The organism is Mesorhizobium sp. dw_380, assembly GCF_018588885.1.
Lineage (GTDB): Bacteria > Pseudomonadota > Alphaproteobacteria > Rhizobiales > Rhizobiaceae > Mesorhizobium.
Genome location: NZ_JAFFIW010000001.1, coordinates 113,482 through 131,213 on the forward strand (window position 1 = coordinate 113,482; position 17,732 = coordinate 131,213).

At 61.7% G+C, this 17,732-nt stretch carries 17 protein-coding genes and 1 tRNA gene; 10 read left to right on the forward strand and 8 right to left on the reverse strand.

Annotated elements, in window-relative coordinates; all coding sequences use genetic code 11:
- The first annotated feature begins 2 nt into the window (after positions 1-2).
- Positions 3-1,313 (forward strand): YeaH/YhbH family protein, encoded by a 1,311-nt coding sequence (locus tag JT360_RS00570; protein ID WP_214469549.1) that lies wholly within the window; start codon positions 3-5, stop codon positions 1,311-1,313.
- Between the two features lie 10 nt (positions 1,314-1,323).
- Positions 1,324-2,868: a SpoVR family protein gene (locus tag JT360_RS00575; RefSeq protein ID WP_214469550.1), complete on the forward strand. Its 1,545-nt coding sequence runs from the start codon at positions 1,324-1,326 to the stop codon at positions 2,866-2,868.
- Between the two features lie 159 nt (positions 2,869-3,027).
- Here JT360_RS00575 and JT360_RS00580 read toward each other — a convergent pair whose 3' ends face one another.
- The 3 genes from JT360_RS00580 to JT360_RS00590 are packed head-to-tail and all read right to left on the reverse strand — an operon-like array spanning position 3,028 to position 5,664.
- A complete protein-coding gene (locus tag JT360_RS00580) occupies positions 3,028-3,918 on the reverse strand; it encodes an HlyC/CorC family transporter (RefSeq protein WP_214469551.1) in 891 nt (296 codons plus the stop codon).
- Between the two features lies 1 nt (position 3,919).
- Entirely contained in the window at positions 3,920-5,056 is a 1,137-nt protein-coding gene (gene aroB, locus JT360_RS00585) for a 3-dehydroquinate synthase (protein WP_214469552.1), read from the reverse strand.
- Complete coding sequence (locus JT360_RS00590; protein ID WP_214469553.1) at positions 5,053-5,664, reverse strand: shikimate kinase; 612 nt, start codon at positions 5,662-5,664, stop codon at positions 5,053-5,055. Before JT360_RS00590 ends, aroB begins: the two co-directional genes overlap by 4 nt.
- Positions 5,665-5,875: 211 nt before the next feature.
- On the opposite strand from JT360_RS00590, the gene JT360_RS00595 reads away from it, so the two are divergent.
- From JT360_RS00595 to JT360_RS00615, 5 genes are all read left to right on the forward strand, one after another.
- Positions 5,876-6,028 (forward strand): histidine kinase, encoded by a 153-nt coding sequence (locus JT360_RS00595; protein ID WP_214469745.1) that lies wholly within the window; start codon positions 5,876-5,878, stop codon positions 6,026-6,028.
- Positions 6,029-6,084: 56 nt separating this feature from the next.
- The gene (locus JT360_RS00600) at positions 6,085-7,002 is read left to right on the forward strand and encodes a site-specific tyrosine recombinase XerD (RefSeq protein ID WP_214469554.1); all 918 of its coding nucleotides are present in this window, start codon (positions 6,085-6,087) and stop codon (positions 7,000-7,002) included.
- A 98-nt stretch (positions 7,003-7,100) separates the two neighbouring features.
- Positions 7,101-8,051, forward strand: coding sequence for an acetyl-CoA carboxylase carboxyltransferase subunit alpha (locus JT360_RS00605; protein WP_214469555.1), 951 nt, complete (start codon positions 7,101-7,103; stop codon positions 8,049-8,051).
- A gap of 240 nt (positions 8,052-8,291) precedes the next feature.
- Entirely contained in the window at positions 8,292-9,590 is a 1,299-nt protein-coding gene (locus tag JT360_RS00610) for a L,D-transpeptidase family protein (RefSeq protein ID WP_214469556.1), read from the forward strand.
- Between the two features lie 8 nt (positions 9,591-9,598).
- Positions 9,599-9,841: a sulfurtransferase TusA family protein gene (locus JT360_RS00615; protein ID WP_214469557.1), complete on the forward strand. Its 243-nt coding sequence runs from the start codon at positions 9,599-9,601 to the stop codon at positions 9,839-9,841.
- Positions 9,842-9,844: 3 nt separating this feature from the next.
- Here the strand turns inward: JT360_RS00615 and JT360_RS00620 are convergent, their stop codons facing one another.
- Together JT360_RS00620 and JT360_RS00625 are read right to left on the reverse strand one after the other, a co-directional pair.
- A complete protein-coding gene (locus JT360_RS00620) occupies positions 9,845-10,951 on the reverse strand; it encodes a CobW family GTP-binding protein (protein WP_214469558.1) in 1,107 nt (368 codons plus the stop codon).
- Positions 10,952-10,956: 5 nt separating this feature from the next.
- Positions 10,957-12,120: a D-alanyl-D-alanine carboxypeptidase family protein gene (locus JT360_RS00625; protein ID WP_214469559.1), complete on the reverse strand. Its 1,164-nt coding sequence runs from the start codon at positions 12,118-12,120 to the stop codon at positions 10,957-10,959.
- On the opposite strand from JT360_RS00625, the gene JT360_RS00630 reads away from it, so the two are divergent.
- From JT360_RS00630 to JT360_RS00640, 3 genes are all read left to right on the forward strand, one after another.
- The gene (locus JT360_RS00630) at positions 12,119-12,382 is read left to right on the forward strand and encodes a hypothetical protein (protein WP_214469560.1); all 264 of its coding nucleotides are present in this window, start codon (positions 12,119-12,121) and stop codon (positions 12,380-12,382) included. The genes JT360_RS00625 and JT360_RS00630 overlap by 2 nt on opposite strands.
- Positions 12,357-13,520, forward strand: coding sequence for a M20 aminoacylase family protein (locus tag JT360_RS00635; RefSeq protein WP_214469561.1), 1,164 nt, complete (start codon positions 12,357-12,359; stop codon positions 13,518-13,520). Before JT360_RS00630 ends, JT360_RS00635 begins: the two co-directional genes overlap by 26 nt.
- Positions 13,521-13,614: 94 nt before the next feature.
- Positions 13,615-13,691: transfer RNA gene (locus JT360_RS00640), tRNA-Arg, on the forward strand.
- Between the two features lie 1,910 nt (positions 13,692-15,601).
- Here the strand turns inward: JT360_RS00640 and JT360_RS00645 are convergent.
- From JT360_RS00645 to JT360_RS00655, 3 genes are all read right to left on the reverse strand, one after another.
- Positions 15,602-16,066, reverse strand: coding sequence for a DUF2231 domain-containing protein (locus JT360_RS00645; protein ID WP_214469562.1), 465 nt, complete (start codon positions 16,064-16,066; stop codon positions 15,602-15,604).
- Positions 16,067-16,276: 210 nt separating this feature from the next.
- Entirely contained in the window at positions 16,277-16,630 is a 354-nt protein-coding gene (locus JT360_RS00650; protein WP_214469563.1) for a cupin domain-containing protein, read from the reverse strand.
- A gap of 140 nt (positions 16,631-16,770) precedes the next feature.
- The gene (locus JT360_RS00655) at positions 16,771-17,664 is read right to left on the reverse strand and encodes a sugar phosphate isomerase/epimerase family protein (protein ID WP_214469564.1); all 894 of its coding nucleotides are present in this window, start codon (positions 17,662-17,664) and stop codon (positions 16,771-16,773) included.
- Positions 17,665-17,732: the final 68 nt, after the last annotated feature.

Here is a 17,732-nt window from a genome sequence, read left to right on the forward strand (position 1 = left end):
CCATGCCGATCTTTATCGACCGACGCCTGAACCCGAAGGACAAAAGCCTGGGCAACCGCCAGCGCTTTCTGAAGCGCGCGCGCGAGGAGCTCAAGCGAAACATCCGCGACAAGGTCCGCGCCGGCCGCATCGCCGAGGTCGACCAGGAGCATGCCGTGCCCATGCCGCGCAAGGGCACCAGCGAGCCTGTCTTCAGCGACGCCAGGGACAGCGGCCGGCGTCAGCACATCTTGCCCGGCAACAGAACTTACATTTCCGGAGATCTGATCCCCAAGCCGGGTCTCGGAGGCATGGGCTCTTCGTCTCCGGGAAACAGCGAATCCGAAGACGATTTCCGTTTCGTGCTGTCACGCGAGGAGGTTCTCGATCTTTTCTTCGAGGATCTCGAATTGCCCGATCTGGTCAAGCTCAGTCTCAAGCAGATATTGACGTTCAAGCCGAAGCGGGCGGGCTTCGCCGCCAGCGGCTCGCCGACCAACATCAATGTCGGCCGCACCATGCGCAACAGCCATGGCCGCCGCATTGCGCTCCGGCGCCCCAAACAGGCGCAGCTGGATGCGATCGCCCGGCAGCTCGCCATGCTGGAAGCGCAACCGCCGAACGCGGCGAGGCGCGAGCGCATCGCGGCCCTGCGCGAGGAATTCGACCTGATGGAGCGCCGCCGCAGGCGAATTGCCTATGTCGACCCGGTCGACATCCGCTTCAACCGCTTCGACCCCCAGCCGCAGCCGAATGCCAGCGCCGTCATGTTTTGCCTGATGGACGTATCGGGATCGATGGGGGAACGCGAAAAGGATTTGGCCAAACGCTTCTTCGTGCTGCTGCACCTGTTCCTGACGCGGCGTTATGAGAGGACGGACATCGTTTTCATTCGCCACACCCACGAGGCCCAGGAGGTCGACGAGCAGACGTTCTTCTATCACACCCAGAGCGGCGGCACCGTCGTCTCCACGGCGCTTGAGGAAATGCATCGCATCATCGAACGGCGCTACCCGGCGACGGAATGGAACATCTATGCCGCCCAGGCCTCCGACGGCGATAATTTCGCCACCGATTCCGAGCGCTGCATCGAGCTGCTCGGCGGCAAACTGATGCGCTTGTGCCAGTATTTCGCCTATGTGGAGATCATCGACGAACGCGAAAGCCATATTTTCGGTTCGACCGAAAACGGCACCTCACTGTGGCGCGCCTATAGCGCCATTGAGCAGAAATGGCCGAATTTCCAGATGAGGCGCATCGCCGCTCCGGCTGATATCTACCCCGTCTTTCGCCAGCTCTTCGCCAGGCAGCCGGCGATGCGTGTGAGCGCGTGAGGTATGTCGGATGGCTAGTCAAACCGGGAAATCCGGATTGCTTTTCTCCGGATCCGACTGGGACTTCAAGAAACTGTCGCGTGTCTATGACGAGATCGAGGCGATCGCGATCGATCAGCTTCATCTCGATACCTATCCGGTGCAGATGGAGGTCATCTCCTCCGAGCAGATGCTCGACGCCTACTCATCGGTCGGCATGCCGCTGATGTACCGGCACTGGTCGTTCGGCAAGCATTTCCTGCACAACGAGTTCCTCTACCGCAAAGGCGGCCGCGGGCTGGCCTATGAACTGGTCATCAACTCCAACCCCTGCATCGTCTACCTGATGGAAGAAAACACCATGGCCCTCCAGGCCTTGGTTACCGCCCATGCCGCACTCGGGCACAATCATTTCTTCAAGAACAATCACCTTTTTCGCCAATGGACCGATGCCGCGGGGATCCTGAGCTATCTGGACTTCGCCAAGGGCTACATCGCCCGCTGCGAGGAGCGGCATGGCCCTGCCGCCGTCGAGGCTGTTCTCGATTCCGCCCACGCGCTGATGGACCAAGGCGTGTTCCGATACCACCGGCCGCCGAAACTGTCGTCGGAGCAGCAACGCGAAGGCCTTCGCGAACGCCTCGAATACGAAGAGCGTTCCTACAATGATCTATGGCGAACCCTGCCGCCCGCGCAGGGCACCGACAAGGCCAAAGCCGGGGAAGAAGGCCTGGCGGAACGGAAAAAATCGCTCAGCCTGCCCGAGGAGAACCTGCTCTATTTCCTGGAGAAGAACAGCCTCGTCCTCGAACCGTGGCAACGCGAGGTCCTCAGGATCGTCCGTGTCATCGCGCAGTATTTCTATCCGCAGCGGCAGACCCAGGTGATGAACGAGGGCTGCGCCACGTTCGTCCATTACACCCTCATGAACATGTTGTTCGATCGCGGCAGGATCAACGAAGGCGCCATGCTCGAAATCCTGCGCAACCACTCGAATGTGATCTTCCAGCCGTCCTTCGACGATCCGCGGTTTTCCGGCATCAATCCCTACGCCCTCGGTCTTGACATGATGCAGGACATCCAGCGCATCGCGACCGAGCCGACGGCGGAAGACCGCGACTGGTTCCCCGACATTGCCGGCCGCGGCGACTGGCTCGAAACCTTGCTCGACGCCTGGGCCAATCACCGTGACGAATCCTTCATTCGTCAATATCTCAGTCCGACCTTGATACGGAAATGGCGGCTCTTCGTGCTGGCCGACGGATCCGACCGCCCGCACTACGAGGTCGCGTCGATCCACAATGAGCGTGGCTACAAAAAGATACGTGCCGCGCTGGCCCAAAACTATGATTTGGGCGCGAACCGGCCCGATATACAGGTCGTGGACGTGGACCTGCTCGGTGACCGGCATCTGCGCCTGCAGCACAAGGTGAAGGATGGCATCATCCTCGAGAATGAGAGCCGCGACGCGACCCTGCGCCACATCCGAAGCCTTTGGGGGTACGAGGTCAGCCTGGCGGCGGTCGACGCCGAAACGGGCGCAACGCTCGGCGAACGCTGGACCAAGGACTGTTGAGCGGCTCGCCGTTTCCGTGAAAGGGTGGACCGCTCTAGAGCAATTCCAGGAAAAGTGTGAAACGGTTTTCCCGGGAAAAGCGCGTAGCGCTTTCCCTTGGGAATTGCGTCAAAACAAAGACTTAGAGCGATTCACCGTTCCGTGAAACGGTGAATCGCTCTAAGTCTCGGCTGCCGGTCTGATCCTCAGCCTGGCGATCCGGTTCTTGTCGCGCTTCATGACGATGAAGCGCTTGCCGTGGAAGGTGAAGGCCTGCTTCTCCTCGGGGATCGACTGCGTTTCGTGGATGACGAGGCCGGCAATCGTGGTCGCCTCCTCGTCGGGCAGGTTCCAGTCGAGCGCCCGGTTCAGGTCGCGGATCGGCACCGTGCCGTCGACGACAACGGAGCCGTCGGCCTCCTGCTTGACGCCCTGGATGTCGACATCGTGCTCGTCGGCGATCTCGCCGACGATCTCCTCGATGATGTCCTCCAGCGTCACCAGCCCTTCGACTTCGCCATATTCGTCGACGACGACGGCAAAATGCGCCTTGCGGCGCAGGAAGGCGTTGAGCTGTTCCTGCAAGGTCGTGGTGTCGGGCACGAACCAGGGTTTCGAGGCGATCTTCATCACGTCGATCCTGGAGAAATCATTGCCGACTTCGTTCAAGGCGCGCAGCAGATCCTTGGCGTGCAGCACCCCGACAATGTTGTCGAGCGAACCTTTCCACAACGGCATCCGGGTGTGCGGGCTCTGCAGGATCTCGCGCACCACCGCTTCCGGCGCATTGTCGGCGTTGACCGAGCGCATGTTGGTGCGGTGCACCATGACGTCGGAGACCTCGAGTTCCTCGAGATCGAACAGGCCGCCGACGCGGTCGCGATCCGCGCGCACCACCTGGCCGTCGCGGCGGAAATCGTCGACCGCGCCGCGCAACTCGTCCTGGCTCGATCGCTGCGGTTCGACGCGCGACAGCTCATAGCCGAACGCGGCAAGCAGGCGCTTGCGCAAGGCAATGGCCAGCAGGATGCCGGCGGCAACAACGGCAACGACGATCCAGCCGGTGTCCATCTCAGCCGGCTTTCCGGCTGGCTGGGTGGTTCTCCCTGAGGAACGACAGCACTTCGGAGGCCGGCACATCCTTGGCGATGAAAGCCTGGCCGATGCCGCGCGTCAGGATGAAGGTCAGCGCGCCGCGCGATACCTTCTTGTCCTGCGTGATGAAGGAAAGCAGTGCCTCGGCATCGGGCAGATCGCCCGGAATATCGGCCATCCGCCAGGGCAGGCCGACGGCGCGCAGATGCGCCTCGACGCGCGCCGCATCGTCCGGGCTGGCCAGATTGAGCCGCGAGGAGAACCGATGCGCCAGCGCCATGCCGATGGCGACCCCTTCGCCATGGACGAGACGGTTTCCGTCATACTGCGTGGCGGCTTCGAGCGCGTGACCGAACGTGTGGCCGAGATTGAGCAGCGCCCGGTCGCCGGTCTCGAACTCGTCGCGGGCGACGACATCGGCCTTGGCCCGGCAGGCCTCGGCAATCGCCTGCGCCCTCTCCGGCCCGCCGGCAAACACGTTGGCCCAGTTCGCCTCCAGCCAGGCGAAGAATTCCGGGCGGTCGATCAATCCGTATTTGGCGAGCTCGGCATAGCCGGCGCGGAATTCGCGGATCGGCAGCGTGTCGAGCACTTCGGTGTCGGCCAGCACCAGCTTCGGCTGGTGGAAAACGCCGACAAGGTTCTTGCCGCGTGGGCTGTTGATGCCGGTCTTGCCGCCGACCGAAGAATCGACCTGCGCCAGCAGCGAGGTCGGAATCTGTACGAAATTCATGCCGCGCCGCACGATGCCGGCTGCAAAACCGGCGAGATCGCCGATGACGCCGCCGCCAAGCGCGATGACGACGTCGCCGCGCTCCAGCCTGGCCGCCAGAACGCCGTCGACCACCGCTTCGAGATGCGCAAAGCTCTTGGTCTTCTCGCCCGGCGGCAGCGTTATGACGGCTGGCTGGATGCCGCCCGTCTCAAGCCCGGCCTTCAGCGTAGCGAGATGGACAGCGGCGACATTCTCGTCGGTGACGACCGCGGCGCGCGTGCCCGGCAGGCGGCGAGAAATCTCGGCGCCGGCGCGCGACAAAAGGCCGGAGCCGATCAATATGTCGTAGGCCCGGTCGCCAAGCCCGACTTCGACGGTGACCGGCTGATCCACGCTCACGGGCGCACCTCGCCTGTCGCTGCGATTTCATCAATGCCAAAATGCCGGCACAGCGCCTCCAGCACCTCGGCGGCAATGACTTCCTTGCGATCGTCGCGGGTCGGCACGGTGACATCGGATGTCGCGTAGACCGGATAACGCTCGCTCATCAGCCGCTCCAGCACGGCACGGGGATCGGGGTTTTTCAACAGCGGCCGGTTCTGCTTCTTCGAGACGCGGTCCATCAAAAGGTCGAGCTCGGCCTTCAGCCACACCGACACGCCATGCGCGGTGATGGCCTCGCGCGTCTGCGCGTTCATGAAGGCGCCGCCGCCGGTCGACAGCACCTGCGGGCCATTTTCCAGCACGCGCAGAATGACGCGCTGCTCCAGCGCCCTGAACTCGGTCTCGCCATAGCGCTCGAACAGTTCGGGGACGGTCATGCGCGAAACGCTTTCGATCTCCTGGTCGCTGTCGATGAAGGGCAGCGACAGCATCGTCGACACCTTACGGCCGATCGCCGTCTTGCCGGCGCCCATCAGGCCGACAAAGACGATGGACCGGCTGCCCAGCCGGCCAAGCAGTGCGGCATGGGTCTCGCCTGGAGGATTTGCCTGTAGCGCGTTCATCAGCTGTTTCTTGGGCCCTCTTTGCCGGCGTATCGACATGAAAAGCCCGTTTGCGTCAAGCGGGCCGAGCACCGGGGACCCTATATCGGCCGAGGGACGCCTGCATCAGAAGTTGCTAACAGGCCTCCGCTTCTTTCTTGAATTGGCCGGATTGGCGTCCCATAAGGGCACAGGGTTTGGAAACGCAGAACAAGAAGACGGGCGAAAATTGATGCCGACACTGTTTCGCTTTGTCGTGACCCTCGCGATTCTGGCCGGCATTGCCTATGGTACGATGTTCGCATTGGTGATGTTCGTCGAGCCAAAAAAAGCGGAGATGAGCGTGCGTATCCCGCCGGAAAAGCTGAATCCCAAGAGAAACTGATCTAAGAAAAACTGATCCTAAGAAAAACTGACTCCAGGAAAAAACTGATCCTAGGGATGAACAGCGCCGCCCGCATCGAGGCCTTCCTGGAAATGATGAGCGCCGAGCGGGGCGCTGCCGAGAACACGCTTTCCTCCTATCGTCGCGACCTCGAAGACGCTTCGAGCGAGATTGCTGGGGGGCTTGCCGGTGCGGCGGCCGTCGATATCCGCGGCTATCTCGACGACATCGCCGCGCGCGGCTTCGCGCCGACCTCGCAAGCGCGCAAATTGTCGGCGATCCGCCAGTTCTTCAAATTCCTCTACGCCGAGGGCCTGCGCGCGGATGACCCGACCGGCACGCTGGACAGCCCGAAAAAGGGACGACCGCTGCCCAAGACGATGAGCGAGGCCGACACCGGCCGGCTGATCGACCGCGCCGCGCAGGAAGCCGGCGACGCCGGGCTCGACCACGGTGACAGGCTGGCGGCGCTGCGCCTTCACGCGCTGGTCGAGGTGCTCTACGCCACGGGCCTGCGCGTTTCCGAGCTGGTCGGCCTGCCGGTGACGGTGGCGCAGCGCGACGACCGTTTCTTCATGGTGCGAGGCAAGGGCGATAAGGAACGCATGGTGCCGCTGTCGGCCAAGGCGCGCACGGCGATGCGCGCCTGGCTTGCCGCCCGGGCTGGGGTGCCGGCCTTCGCCGAAAGCCCATTCCTGTTTCCGGCCACGTCCGACAGCGGCCATCTCTCGCGCCAGGTCTTTGCCCGCGAGCTGAAAGGGCTGGCGGCCAGGGCAGGCATCGCCTCGGCCAAGATATCGCCGCATGTGCTGCGCCATGCCTTCGCCAGTCATCTCCTGCAGAACGGCGCCGATCTCAGGGCCGTGCAGCAGCTGCTTGGCCACGCCGACATATCGACGACACAGATTTACACCCATGTGCTGGAGGAGCGGCTGGTGCGGCTGGTCAACGATCATCATCCGCTTGCCGACTAGGCCTCATATCGCTATGTGAGGACGATATTTCACTGCCCGGAGCCTTGGTTTCAAGGGTTCCGCGGTCCTTGCCTTCCGACGTATCGGTCCGCTCAAGCATGTACAATTACCTCGATTTCGAAAAGCCGGTGCAGGATCTTGAGCTCAAGATCCTCGAGCTCAAGAAGCTTGCCGAGAACGGTGAGGCGGTCGACGTTGCCGACGAGATCACCAGGCTCGAGAAGCGCTCGCGCGACGCGCTGCGCGACCTCTACAAGGCGCTGACGCCCTGGCAGAAGGTGCAGGTGGCGCGCCACTCCGACAGGCCGCACTGCGTCGACTACATCAAGGGCCTGTTCAGCGATTTCACGCCGCTCGCCGGCGATCGCAATTTCGGCGAGGACCAGGCCATCGTCGGCGGTTTTGCCCGCTTCCGCGGCGAGCCTGTCGCGATCATCGGCCAGGAAAAAGGCTCGGACACGACCAGCCGGCTGAAGCACAATTTCGGCTCGGTGCGCCCTGAAGGCTACCGCAAGGCCGTGCGCCTGATGGAACTGGCCGATCGCTTCAATATCCCGCTTTTGACGCTGGTCGACACGGCGGGCGCCTATCCCGGCGTCGGCGCCGAGGAGCGCGGCCAGGCCGAAGCCATTGCCCGCTCGACCTCGGCCTGCCTTGGCCTGAAGGTGCCGTCGATCTCGGTGGTCATCGGTGAAGGCGGTTCTGGTGGCGCCATCGCGATCGCCACGGCAAACCGTGTCTACATGCTCGAACACGCCATTTATTCGGTGATTTCGCCGGAGGGTGCCGCCTCGATCCTGTGGCGCGACACGACGCGCTCCAAGGACGCCGCGACCAACATGAAGATCACCGCGCAGGATCTTCTTGAGCTGAAGATCATCGATGCCATCATTCCCGAGCCGATGGGTGGCGCCCAGCGTGCACCCGAAAAGGTGATTGCCACGACCGGTGATCTCATCGCCAAGACGATGAAGGAATTCGCCGGCGCCAACACCGACTTCCGCGAACAGCGCCGGGAAAAATACCTGGCGATGGGCCGCAGCCTCTGACTGCCGTTGACGCCGAACAAGGCCGTCGGAAGCCGCCTGCCCACCGCAATGTGGCGGCAATAAGCAATTTCGCCACAAAAATGCCGTCGCATTCGCGTCAATGAAATTGCCGTGAGGGGTTGGTCGAAGCTTGCGGTAAGGAATTTTCAAGGTTAACGGGCTTACGGTCCGTCGGTGTTCAGCATGCGGGCTCGGCCGTTTCGAAGCCATTGGCCCGAGGAAAAAGACATAGCCGCATCCATGTTTGCCAAGCTCGCCCGCACCGGAGTCCTCGTCACCTCGATAGCCATCGCCGGCTGCAATGATTCGTCGATGAAGGACTTTGCCCCGGAAGCCAACAAGCCGCTGCCCGACAAGATCCTGGCCGACATGAGGGCCAAGGGCATGGTGCGCACCTCCTCGGTGATGGCGCGCATCTTCAAGGAAGAGGGCAAGCTCGAAATCTGGAAGGCCAAGACCAACGGTCGCTACGACATGGTGGCGAGCTACGACATCTGCAAATGGTCGGGCAAACTAGGCCCCAAATACACCGAAGGCGACCGTCAGGCGCCGGAAGGCTTCTACACCGTGCGCCCGTCGCAGATGAACCCGCGCTCGAACTACCATTTGTCCTTCAACATCGGCTTTCCCAACGCCTATGACCGGGCCAACGGCCGCACCGGTCAGAACCTGATGGTGCACGGCGCCTGCTCGTCCTCGGGCTGCTATTCGATGACCGACGCGCAGATCGAGCAGATCTATGCTTTCGGCCGCGACGCTTTCCAGGGCGGCCAAACCGAGTTCCAGGTCGAGGCCTTTCCGTTCCGCATGACGGCCGCCAACATGGCGCGCTATCGCAGTGACCCGAATTACGAATTCTGGAAGATGCTGAAGGTCGGCTACGACAATTTCGAGATCACCAAAGTGCCGCCGAAGGTCGATGTCTGCGAGAAGCGCTATGTCTTCAACCAGGTTGCCGCCGATGGCCAAACCTTCGATCCGACGGGCCCTTGCCCGGCGACCATGCAGCCGGATTCGCTGAAGAGCGCCTACAATGCCTATCAGAGCACCTATGACGCCGCGTTCAACGGCGCCCTCAAGGCCAGCGTGCCGCCGCCCAAGCCGACCATTGCCGGCATCAAGGAAGCCAGCATCGTCTCCGATTGGTCGAAGCGCCGGGCGCGCGGCGAGCGCGTGCCGATCGACCCGCCGTCGCTCAATAACGACGGATCGGTGACCGAGACGGCGCGCATGGGCCGCATCGATTCGCCCGCCGGCCGCAAGATGGCTGCACTCGAGGCCGCGAAAGCCGCCAAGCAGAAGGCCGAAGAGCAGAGGCTGGCTGCGATAGCGGCCGCCAAACAGGCCAAGGAAGCCGCCAAGGCACAGGCGCTCGCCGAAAAGGAAGCCGCCAAGGCCGCCAAGGAGGCGCCTGTCGCGACCGCCACCATCGCGGCCCCCACGGAGGCTGCGCCGCCTGCCGAAACCCAGGCTGCAAGCGCCGATGAAAGCAGGGTTACGAAGCTGAAGAACAAGCTGCTCGGCATGTTCGGCGGCTGAGATCCGTCTTGGCCGAAGCTACCGCCATTTTTGATCTTAAGGGGCTGAACTGCCCGCTGCCCGTGCTCAAGGCGAAGAAGCGACTGGCCGGGATGCAGCCGGGCAGCCGGCTCTGGCTTGAGACCACCGATCCGCTGGCCGTCATCGACGTCCCGGCATTCTGTGCCGACAGCGGCCATCGCCTGGTTGAATCGTCGGCCGTTTCCGGCGGACATCGCTTTCTGGTCGAGCGCGGCGGACAGCAAGCGTAGGCGCTACCGCCCGGCGATCGCCAATGGGTTGTTCGCCAGCGCCGCGCGGTCGGGCGTATCGATCGACGGCCGGTTGGTGAAGGCGGCGAACAGCCTGCGCACATAGTCCTCAGGCATGTCGAGCGTGATCAGCACCAGCCGCGTGCCGCGCTGGCCGTCGGGCCAGGAAGGCAGCCGCGCCGGCGGATGCAGTATCTTCTGCACGCCATGTACGACCAGCGGCCGCGACGGATCCTCCTTCAGTTCGATGACGCCCTTCATGCGCAGCAGGTGCTCGCCATGCGTCGAACGCAACAGGTCGAGAAACATTTCGATGGCCGAGAACGGCACCGGCCCATCATGCACCAGCGAATAGGAGCGTACGCGCTGATCGTGCCGGTGGCCATGATCATGACTGTGATCGTGATCGCCATGATGGTGATGGTCGTGATCATGCGCCGCTTCCTCGCCGAGCCAGCGCCGCACATCGGCGGTTTTGGTGGCGGGATTGTAGAGGCCGCAGTCGAACAGCCCCGCCACGCCTGTTCCCGTGCCGGCGGCGTCAAGCAGGTCCGCCCCCGGATTGACCTGCCGCAGGCGCGCCCGCAGCGTTTCGAGGTCGCCGGGATCGGTGACCAGGTCGGCCTTGCTCAGCACGATGCGGTCGGCGACCGCGACCTGCTTGACCGCCTCGACATGGGCGTCGAGCGTGGCATTGCCATTGACCGCATCGACCAGCGTGATGACGCCGTCCAGCCGAAAGGCCTGGACGAGTGCCGGATGCGCCATGATCGACTGCAGCACCGGCGCCGGGTCGGCAAGGCCCGTGGTCTCGACGATGACGCGGGCCAGGCGGGCGATGCGACCGGTCTGCAGCCGGTCGACCAGATCAGCCAGCGTGTCGACCAGTTCGCCGCGCACCGTGCAGCACAGGCAGCCGTCCGAAAGCTGGATGATGCCGTCGGACGCCTGCTCGACCAGCAGATGATCGATCGCCACCTCGCCATACTCATTGATGATGACCGCCGTGTCGGCGAGCGCCGGGTCCTTCAGGAGCCGGTTGAGCAGCGTCGTCTTGCCGGCGCCTAGGAAGCCGGTCAGAACGGAGACAGGGATCGGGAAGTTTGCCATGTCGGCTAGTTCGCAGCCTTGACCGGCTGGTCACCTTGCGCGGCGGAGCCGGCAACCACCGGACCGGCGCCGGCCGGCGCCGGCAGATCGGGCCGCCAACTCGGGATCGGCACGTCGGCATATTCCTGGCCGCCCTGGTCGAGCATCGCCTTTGGTGCCGGACCGGTGGCGCCGCCGAGACCGACGGCAACCAGCGTCGGCACATGGTCGAGCTTTTCCTGATAGGGCGATTTCGGTGCGTCCTTGGCAACGGCCGGCGGAGCCTCCGACTGCTCATGCGGCTTCTTCTTCTTGCAGATCTCGTCGCTCATATCGTTGGGCGAGGTGGTGTCGCCGTAAGGCGCCAGGGTGGCGACGGTGGCCGAGCCGGCGACAGGCGCGTCAAAACCCTGGTCGAGCAGTTTGGCTGTCGTCTCGGCACGGCTGACCGCCGATTTCTCGCCAAGCACCACCGCCACCAGCGTGCGGCCGTTGCGCGTCGCCGAGCCGATCATGTTGAAGCCGGAGGGGCAGACGAAGCCCGTCTTCATGCCGTCGGCGCCGGGAAAGCGTCCGATCAGGAGATTGTAGTTCGCGATCGCCTTCTTGCCGACCGCAAGGCCCTCGATCGAGAACCATGGCGCATATTGCGGAAACTCGCGGCGGATCGCCATCACCAGCACCGAAAGGTCGCGCGCCGTCGTGTACTGGTCAGGCGAGTAGATGCCGTTCGGATTGACGAAATGCGTGCCGTTCATGCCGAGCCGGACCGCCTCGGCATTCATCCTTTCGGCGAAGGCGGCCTGTGAGCCGCCGACATTTTCGCCGACCGCCATGGCGATGTCATTGGCCGATTTGACCAGCATCATCTTCAGCGCATTGTCGAGCCGCATCACCGAGCCCGGCTTGAAGCCCATCTTGCTTGGCGGCTCGCCGGCGGAATGCTTGGTCACCTTGATCGGCGAATCGAGCTGGACTTCGCCGGCTGCGATTGCCCGGAAGGTCACATAGGCGGTCATCAGCTTGCTGAGCGAGGCCGGGTACCAGCGCTTGAACGCATCCTGATGCTGCAGGATCTGGCCGTTCTTCAGGTCGAAGACAACCACCGGATTGGCAAGGACCGGTCCGGCCAGGACCGACAGCATGATTGCGCCAGCCGGGAATAGTTTGAGGAAATGCCTGTGCCGCATGATCGAATCCGAAATCGCCTCTTGCCCTGATTGCCCCTGGCTCCGTAAGATTTCGTTACGTGACCGCCAGCATGATGCGTCCGTCCCTCAAAAACCGGACCGCATCGATGCGGTGCTATTTACCCTATGTGACGCCAACATGGCAAAGTGCCTGACAATCACAATTGCAAAACACTGGGCACGATTGCAAAACACCAGGCTGAAGCCGGCTGCTCCAACAACGAAATGGAACCATCATGCCAATCCTGAACCGCGCCGCTGAAATGCAGGACGAAGTTGCCGGCTGGCGCCAGCAGCTGCACCAGACGCCGGAGTTGAACTTCGACGTCTTCAAGACGGCGGCTTTCGTCACCGAAAAACTGAAGGAGTTCGGTTGCGACGATGTGGTCACCGGCCTCGGCAAGACCGGCGTCGTTGGCATCATCCGTGGCCGCCAGGGCGAAGGCGCCACGATCGGCCTGCGTGCCGACATGGATGCGCTGCCGCTCAACGAGATATCAGGCAAATCATACGCGTCGACCGTTCCCGGCAAGATGCACGCCTGTGGCCATGACGGCCACACGGCGATGCTGCTGGGCGCGGCGAAATATCTCGCCGAGACGCGTAATTTCGCGGGCTCCGTGGCGGTGATCTTCCAGCCGGCGGAAGAAGGCGGCGGCGGCGGCAACGAGATGGTCAAGGACGGCATGATGGAGCGCTTCGACATCTCCAAGGTGTTCGGCATGCACAACATGCCGGGCCTGCCCGTCGGCCAGTTCGCCATCCGTCCGGGCCCGATCATGGCGGCGACGGCCGAGTTCACCATCACCGTGAAGGGCCGGGGCGGCCATGCGGCGATGCCGCACGGCACGATCGACCCGATCGTCATCACCAGCCAGTTGGTCGGCGCGCTGCAGACGATCGCCTCGCGCAGCACCGATCCGGTCGAGGCCGTGGTGGTCTCGGTGACCAAATTCCATGCCGGCGACGCCTACAACATCATCCCGGAATCGGCCGAGATCGCCGGCACCGTGCGCACCTTGCGCAAGGAGATCGCCAAGAAGTCCGAGGAGCGCATCCGCACCATCTGCGACGGGCTGGCGACCGCCTTCGGCGCCAGGATCGAGGTCGACTACCAGGCAAATTACCCCGTCACCTTCAACCATGCCGCAGAAACGGTCTTTGCCAGCGACGTCGCGGCCAATGTCGCGGGCGACGCCCATGTCCACCGCGGCATCCAGCCGGTGATGGGCGGCGAGGATTTCTCCTATATGCTCGAAGCCCGGCCCGGCGCCTTCATCTTCATCGGCAATGGCGACACCGCCGGTCTTCACAACCCGGCCTATGATTTCAACGACGAGGCCATCCCGCACGGCATGAGCTACTGGGTGAAATTGGCCGAAACCGCCCTCGCCGCCTGAGGCGCGGCTTAACGGACGATGACAAGGCCGGCCGAATTGCGTTCCGCCGGCCTCTTGGCGAAACGGTCCGAAGCGGCTATGTGTCGGGCCGCGTGGTCCCGTAGCTCAGTAGGATAGAGCGGCAGATTCCTAATCTGTAGGTCACAGGTTCGATTCCTGTCGGGATCACCACGAAAAACCAAGGAAAATCAGCTACTTAGGCGATCTGGTCCGAAAGGGCTCGATCGCCATTCTACGCGAATAGCCGTGAATTTCGCCACTTTCCATCACCAAGAATCCGTAGAATGAACCCATTCTACGGATTTGCGCAGAACTGCTTGACAGGCTTTGACAGCTTCAGTTGCATGTCTGGACCGGTCATTGACGATGTCTCGCTGACGAGGCACATCGCACGAGACGCAACGAAGCCGGCACCACAGCGTCCTTCCCCCGCTCCAGTATCTTTCAGGAAGAGGGCCACCCATTCAATTTGGAAACGAAGGAAATCGCCGCATACTGCTCGTGGATTACGTCGGCCAAGGCGGCTCTCAGGAGGGCTCTTTCGTCGCCATTAGCCCAGCCAGTGCGAAGACCCTTGGCTAGTCGCTGGTGGTCAAAATCTGACGCTTGGTTCCGGGCCGTAAGCCCGCTCAGGGTGGAAAGCGGAAGTTGGGCGTGACCTAATGATCATTCAGCGCCGTGGCGACATCACAACTCGCCTCGCCTGCGGCAAGACGTGCCATAGAAGGTTTCCACAAATCCACCGAATAAGACTTCGCCTGATTTGCCTCCTCTTGGACAGCTATGCTCTTCTAATTCCACCAAAAATGTAAATATTTGAAAGGAATAGCAATATCAAGATAGTACTTACCTCTACTCCCTCGGAGAGACCGACAAAAATTATAGACAAAAGAACGTAAACAATTGATAACACCATATTGAAGATGAAAGACCGTCTATTCCAAGTGAAGATTATGCATGATAATACAGATAGAAATGTTATAATTAGCAAATAGTATTTATTATATGTTTCGCCGATGTACACTATCGATACGATTAAAAATAGTATTATAACTAACGTCAAAAACAATTTTGTCACATCAACACCCTGCTTATTGCAAGTTTAGAAAAAACTAATTTAGCGCCTTATTTTATTAGCCGTTGCGGATCAGTCTATGAAGTATTCTATCGGATCGTCACCACGGTGCCAACGCAGACCGGCCTTGTCGAGGGTTGCGTTCATGTCCACCGGACACAGGCATAGATCGAGATCGTGCCAATCCTTCCCCTCCGGCCACGGCACGAAGGGATTTCTCTTCTGCCAGACGCTTGTCCTCGCCGCCGAGCAATGCAGCGAGATCGCGCGGCGAAGTGTATTGCCGACCGTTCCTAACAACAGAATTGCACATGTCTAATCGACCATTTGACTAAGGTGACGATAGCGCATCGCGCATAGAGCACCAACCTTAACGTTTGTGTCCTACATTGGGTCGGCAGCGGTATTCCGTTTCGGGTATCAAGTGTCAGGTTTTGACCACTACCTCGTTTCCCGAGGGATCAATTGGTCAACATGAAGGCCGTTGGCGAAGGAAGATCGCCTTCTGACCTCGCCAGAACCTCATTACCTGAGTGGCGCTCGACCGCCTCGCCGTGAAGTTTTGGCCCGTCATATCGTTCATCTTGTCTGCGATGGCGGTGAGGGTTTGGCCAGCGCGCCCAAGGGGCCGACGACCCGCACGGCCTTCTCCGCTTCGACCTTCGCCTTCCTCGGACCGGCTCGTTGCGCTTCATGGTCTTATCCCTGAGCCCGTCTGTTCAATGAACGTGATAGGCGATTGATGTCCAGAAAATCTGGACAACGCTGGTTAGTACAACGCTACAAATCCGTAGAATCCCGTAGAATGAAACAGGCGCCCAATAAGTCATTGATTTTATTATGTTTTTCGGCGCGAAACATATTCCTAATCTGTAGGTCACAGGTTCGATTCCTGTCGGGATCACCATGCCTTTTCAGACACTTGGCAAGGCGGATCCCAAGGAGGCCGTTTGTTCGCCCTGGCGGCATCCGCAAGGGCCAAGAAATGCGCAGCCGCACTTCAGAGTCAGAGCACCTCCTCCGAGCCATCGGCGACACCCACGCGATGTCGGTAGACCATCTCCCACCCCTTCCAACCCGTAAACAGAAGGATGAGGACCACGACCAGCGACAAAATCAGGCCGGTGGGCACCACGGCCGCCACACCGTGGGCATATCGCGAGTACCAGTTGTAGAGTTCGATCAGGACGACGACCACATTGCCCCCAGCATGGAGCCATGCAGCACGCAGATTGCGGATCTGAACGTCGCCCAAAACATCGGTCAGGCCGGCAAGCGCTGCCAAGGCGGCCATTATCAGGCCAGCTCCAAGCAGCCAAAGGCTAGCCGTGACCCATCCTGGATTGCCTGTTCGCCAGAAGATCAGGTCGCAAACGAAGGTGGCGACGAAAAAGGCGATCGGGAATGGGATCAGCATGGGGTGGATGGGATGGCCGGCAACGCGTGCCGTGCTTTGTGGGTTGCGGCTCATGGTAGTGCCTCCAAAAGGCGGCGCGCACCCCCTCGCGGCCTGCAGTGCATTCCTGAAAGACAGCGTGCAAGCAAAACGCTGGCTCTAGTTGAATGTTCCACAAGCTGGAGGGGCAGAGCCTTACGGAGGCACGAAAAGGCGTTCGCTAGGCACGCGCCCGCCATGGCGAAGCATGGCGGGGTTTCATGCGGCCAGACGGATCAGCCCGCCTCAGCCAACCCTGACGACAAAATGCTTGGTCACCGGCTCGATGATCTTCCAGGTTCCCTTGAAATCGGCTTCCACCACGAAGGCATCGCCGGGACCCACTTCGACCGGCGTGCCGCCGTCGGGCGTGATGACGATGCGGCCAGCGATCATGTGCACGAACTCATAGTCGGTGTAGGTCGCATGATAGGTGCCGGGCGTCGCCCGCCATGTGCCCGACATCACCTTGCCGTCGTCGGTCGTGTGCTGGACGGCGGTTTGCATGGTCGGTCTGCCCTCGACCACGATCCAGCCAGGCAGATCGCCGGCTTCCGCGTGCTCGACTGCGCCGAATTTGAGGATCGTCTTGTTCGTCATGCCGGGCTCCGTTTGCTTCATTTGTCCGGGACGTCGGATAGCCGATGCGCATGACGGGAGCAATGCATGCACCAAGGGAACCAGCAGCGTTTATGCATCCAGGCAGCGCGGCCCGGGAAGTCCTGCTGCCCGCGCCGGACTTACGGTTTATGCCGAGCCGAGACGAGTTCCGCCTTGCGCCGCGCCGTCTCCAGGCCGAGACCGATGAAGGCGCGCGCGTGCCTGGCGAGCGCCATGTTGTCGGTCCAGAGATTGCGCCAGATGGCGGTCTTCTTCGACAGATTCTCGTCGACGATCTCAGAGGAAAAGGATTCGAAGCTGAGATCATCGGCATAGCCGATAGCGGTCAGTGCATCGAAAATCCCTGCGAAGTCGATATTGCCGGTGCCGAGGAAGCCGCGATGGCTCTCGCCGATATGGACATAGCCGATCTTGCCTGCGGCATTGCGGATGGCGAGCCCGACATCGGCCTCCTCGATGTTCATGTGGAACGTGTCGAGATGCAGGAAGATGTTGTCCGAGCCGGTGTCCTCGATGAAAGCCAGGCCCTGCGCGGCGGTGTTGAGCAGGTTGCTTTCGAAGCGGTTGACGATTTCGAGATTGAGCGTGACGCCGGCCGCCTTCGCCGTTTCGGCGACCTTGGCCAGCGTGGCAGTGCTGCGGTTCCATTGGTCGCGCGTCGGCGCCTCGACCTGCAAGCCGTGGCTGGTCGACAGGATGCCGGCGACCTTGCTGCCGCCAAGGTCGCGCGTCAACGCGATGGTTTCGTTGAGGATCTCGACGCCGCGCGCGGCGACCGCCTTGTCGGCGCTCGATATGTCGCCGTTCGTAGGCAGTCCGATGCTGATCGCCACGCCGAGACCGAGATCGGCGATGCGTTTGGCAAGCCCGCCAATGTCGACATCTGCCGGGTCGAGATAGGAGAATTCGATCAGGTCAAAACCGGCCTCCCTGGTGTTTGCCAGCGTGCGTTCGAGCTCGCTTTGCGCCGAGCTTGCCGACCAGACGAAAGAATGGATTCCGATGCGCGACATGATCGTCTCCGGTTCAAGACAATGATAAGGGGCGCGGCCGGAACAAGCCGGCCGCGCCCCTTGTCGGA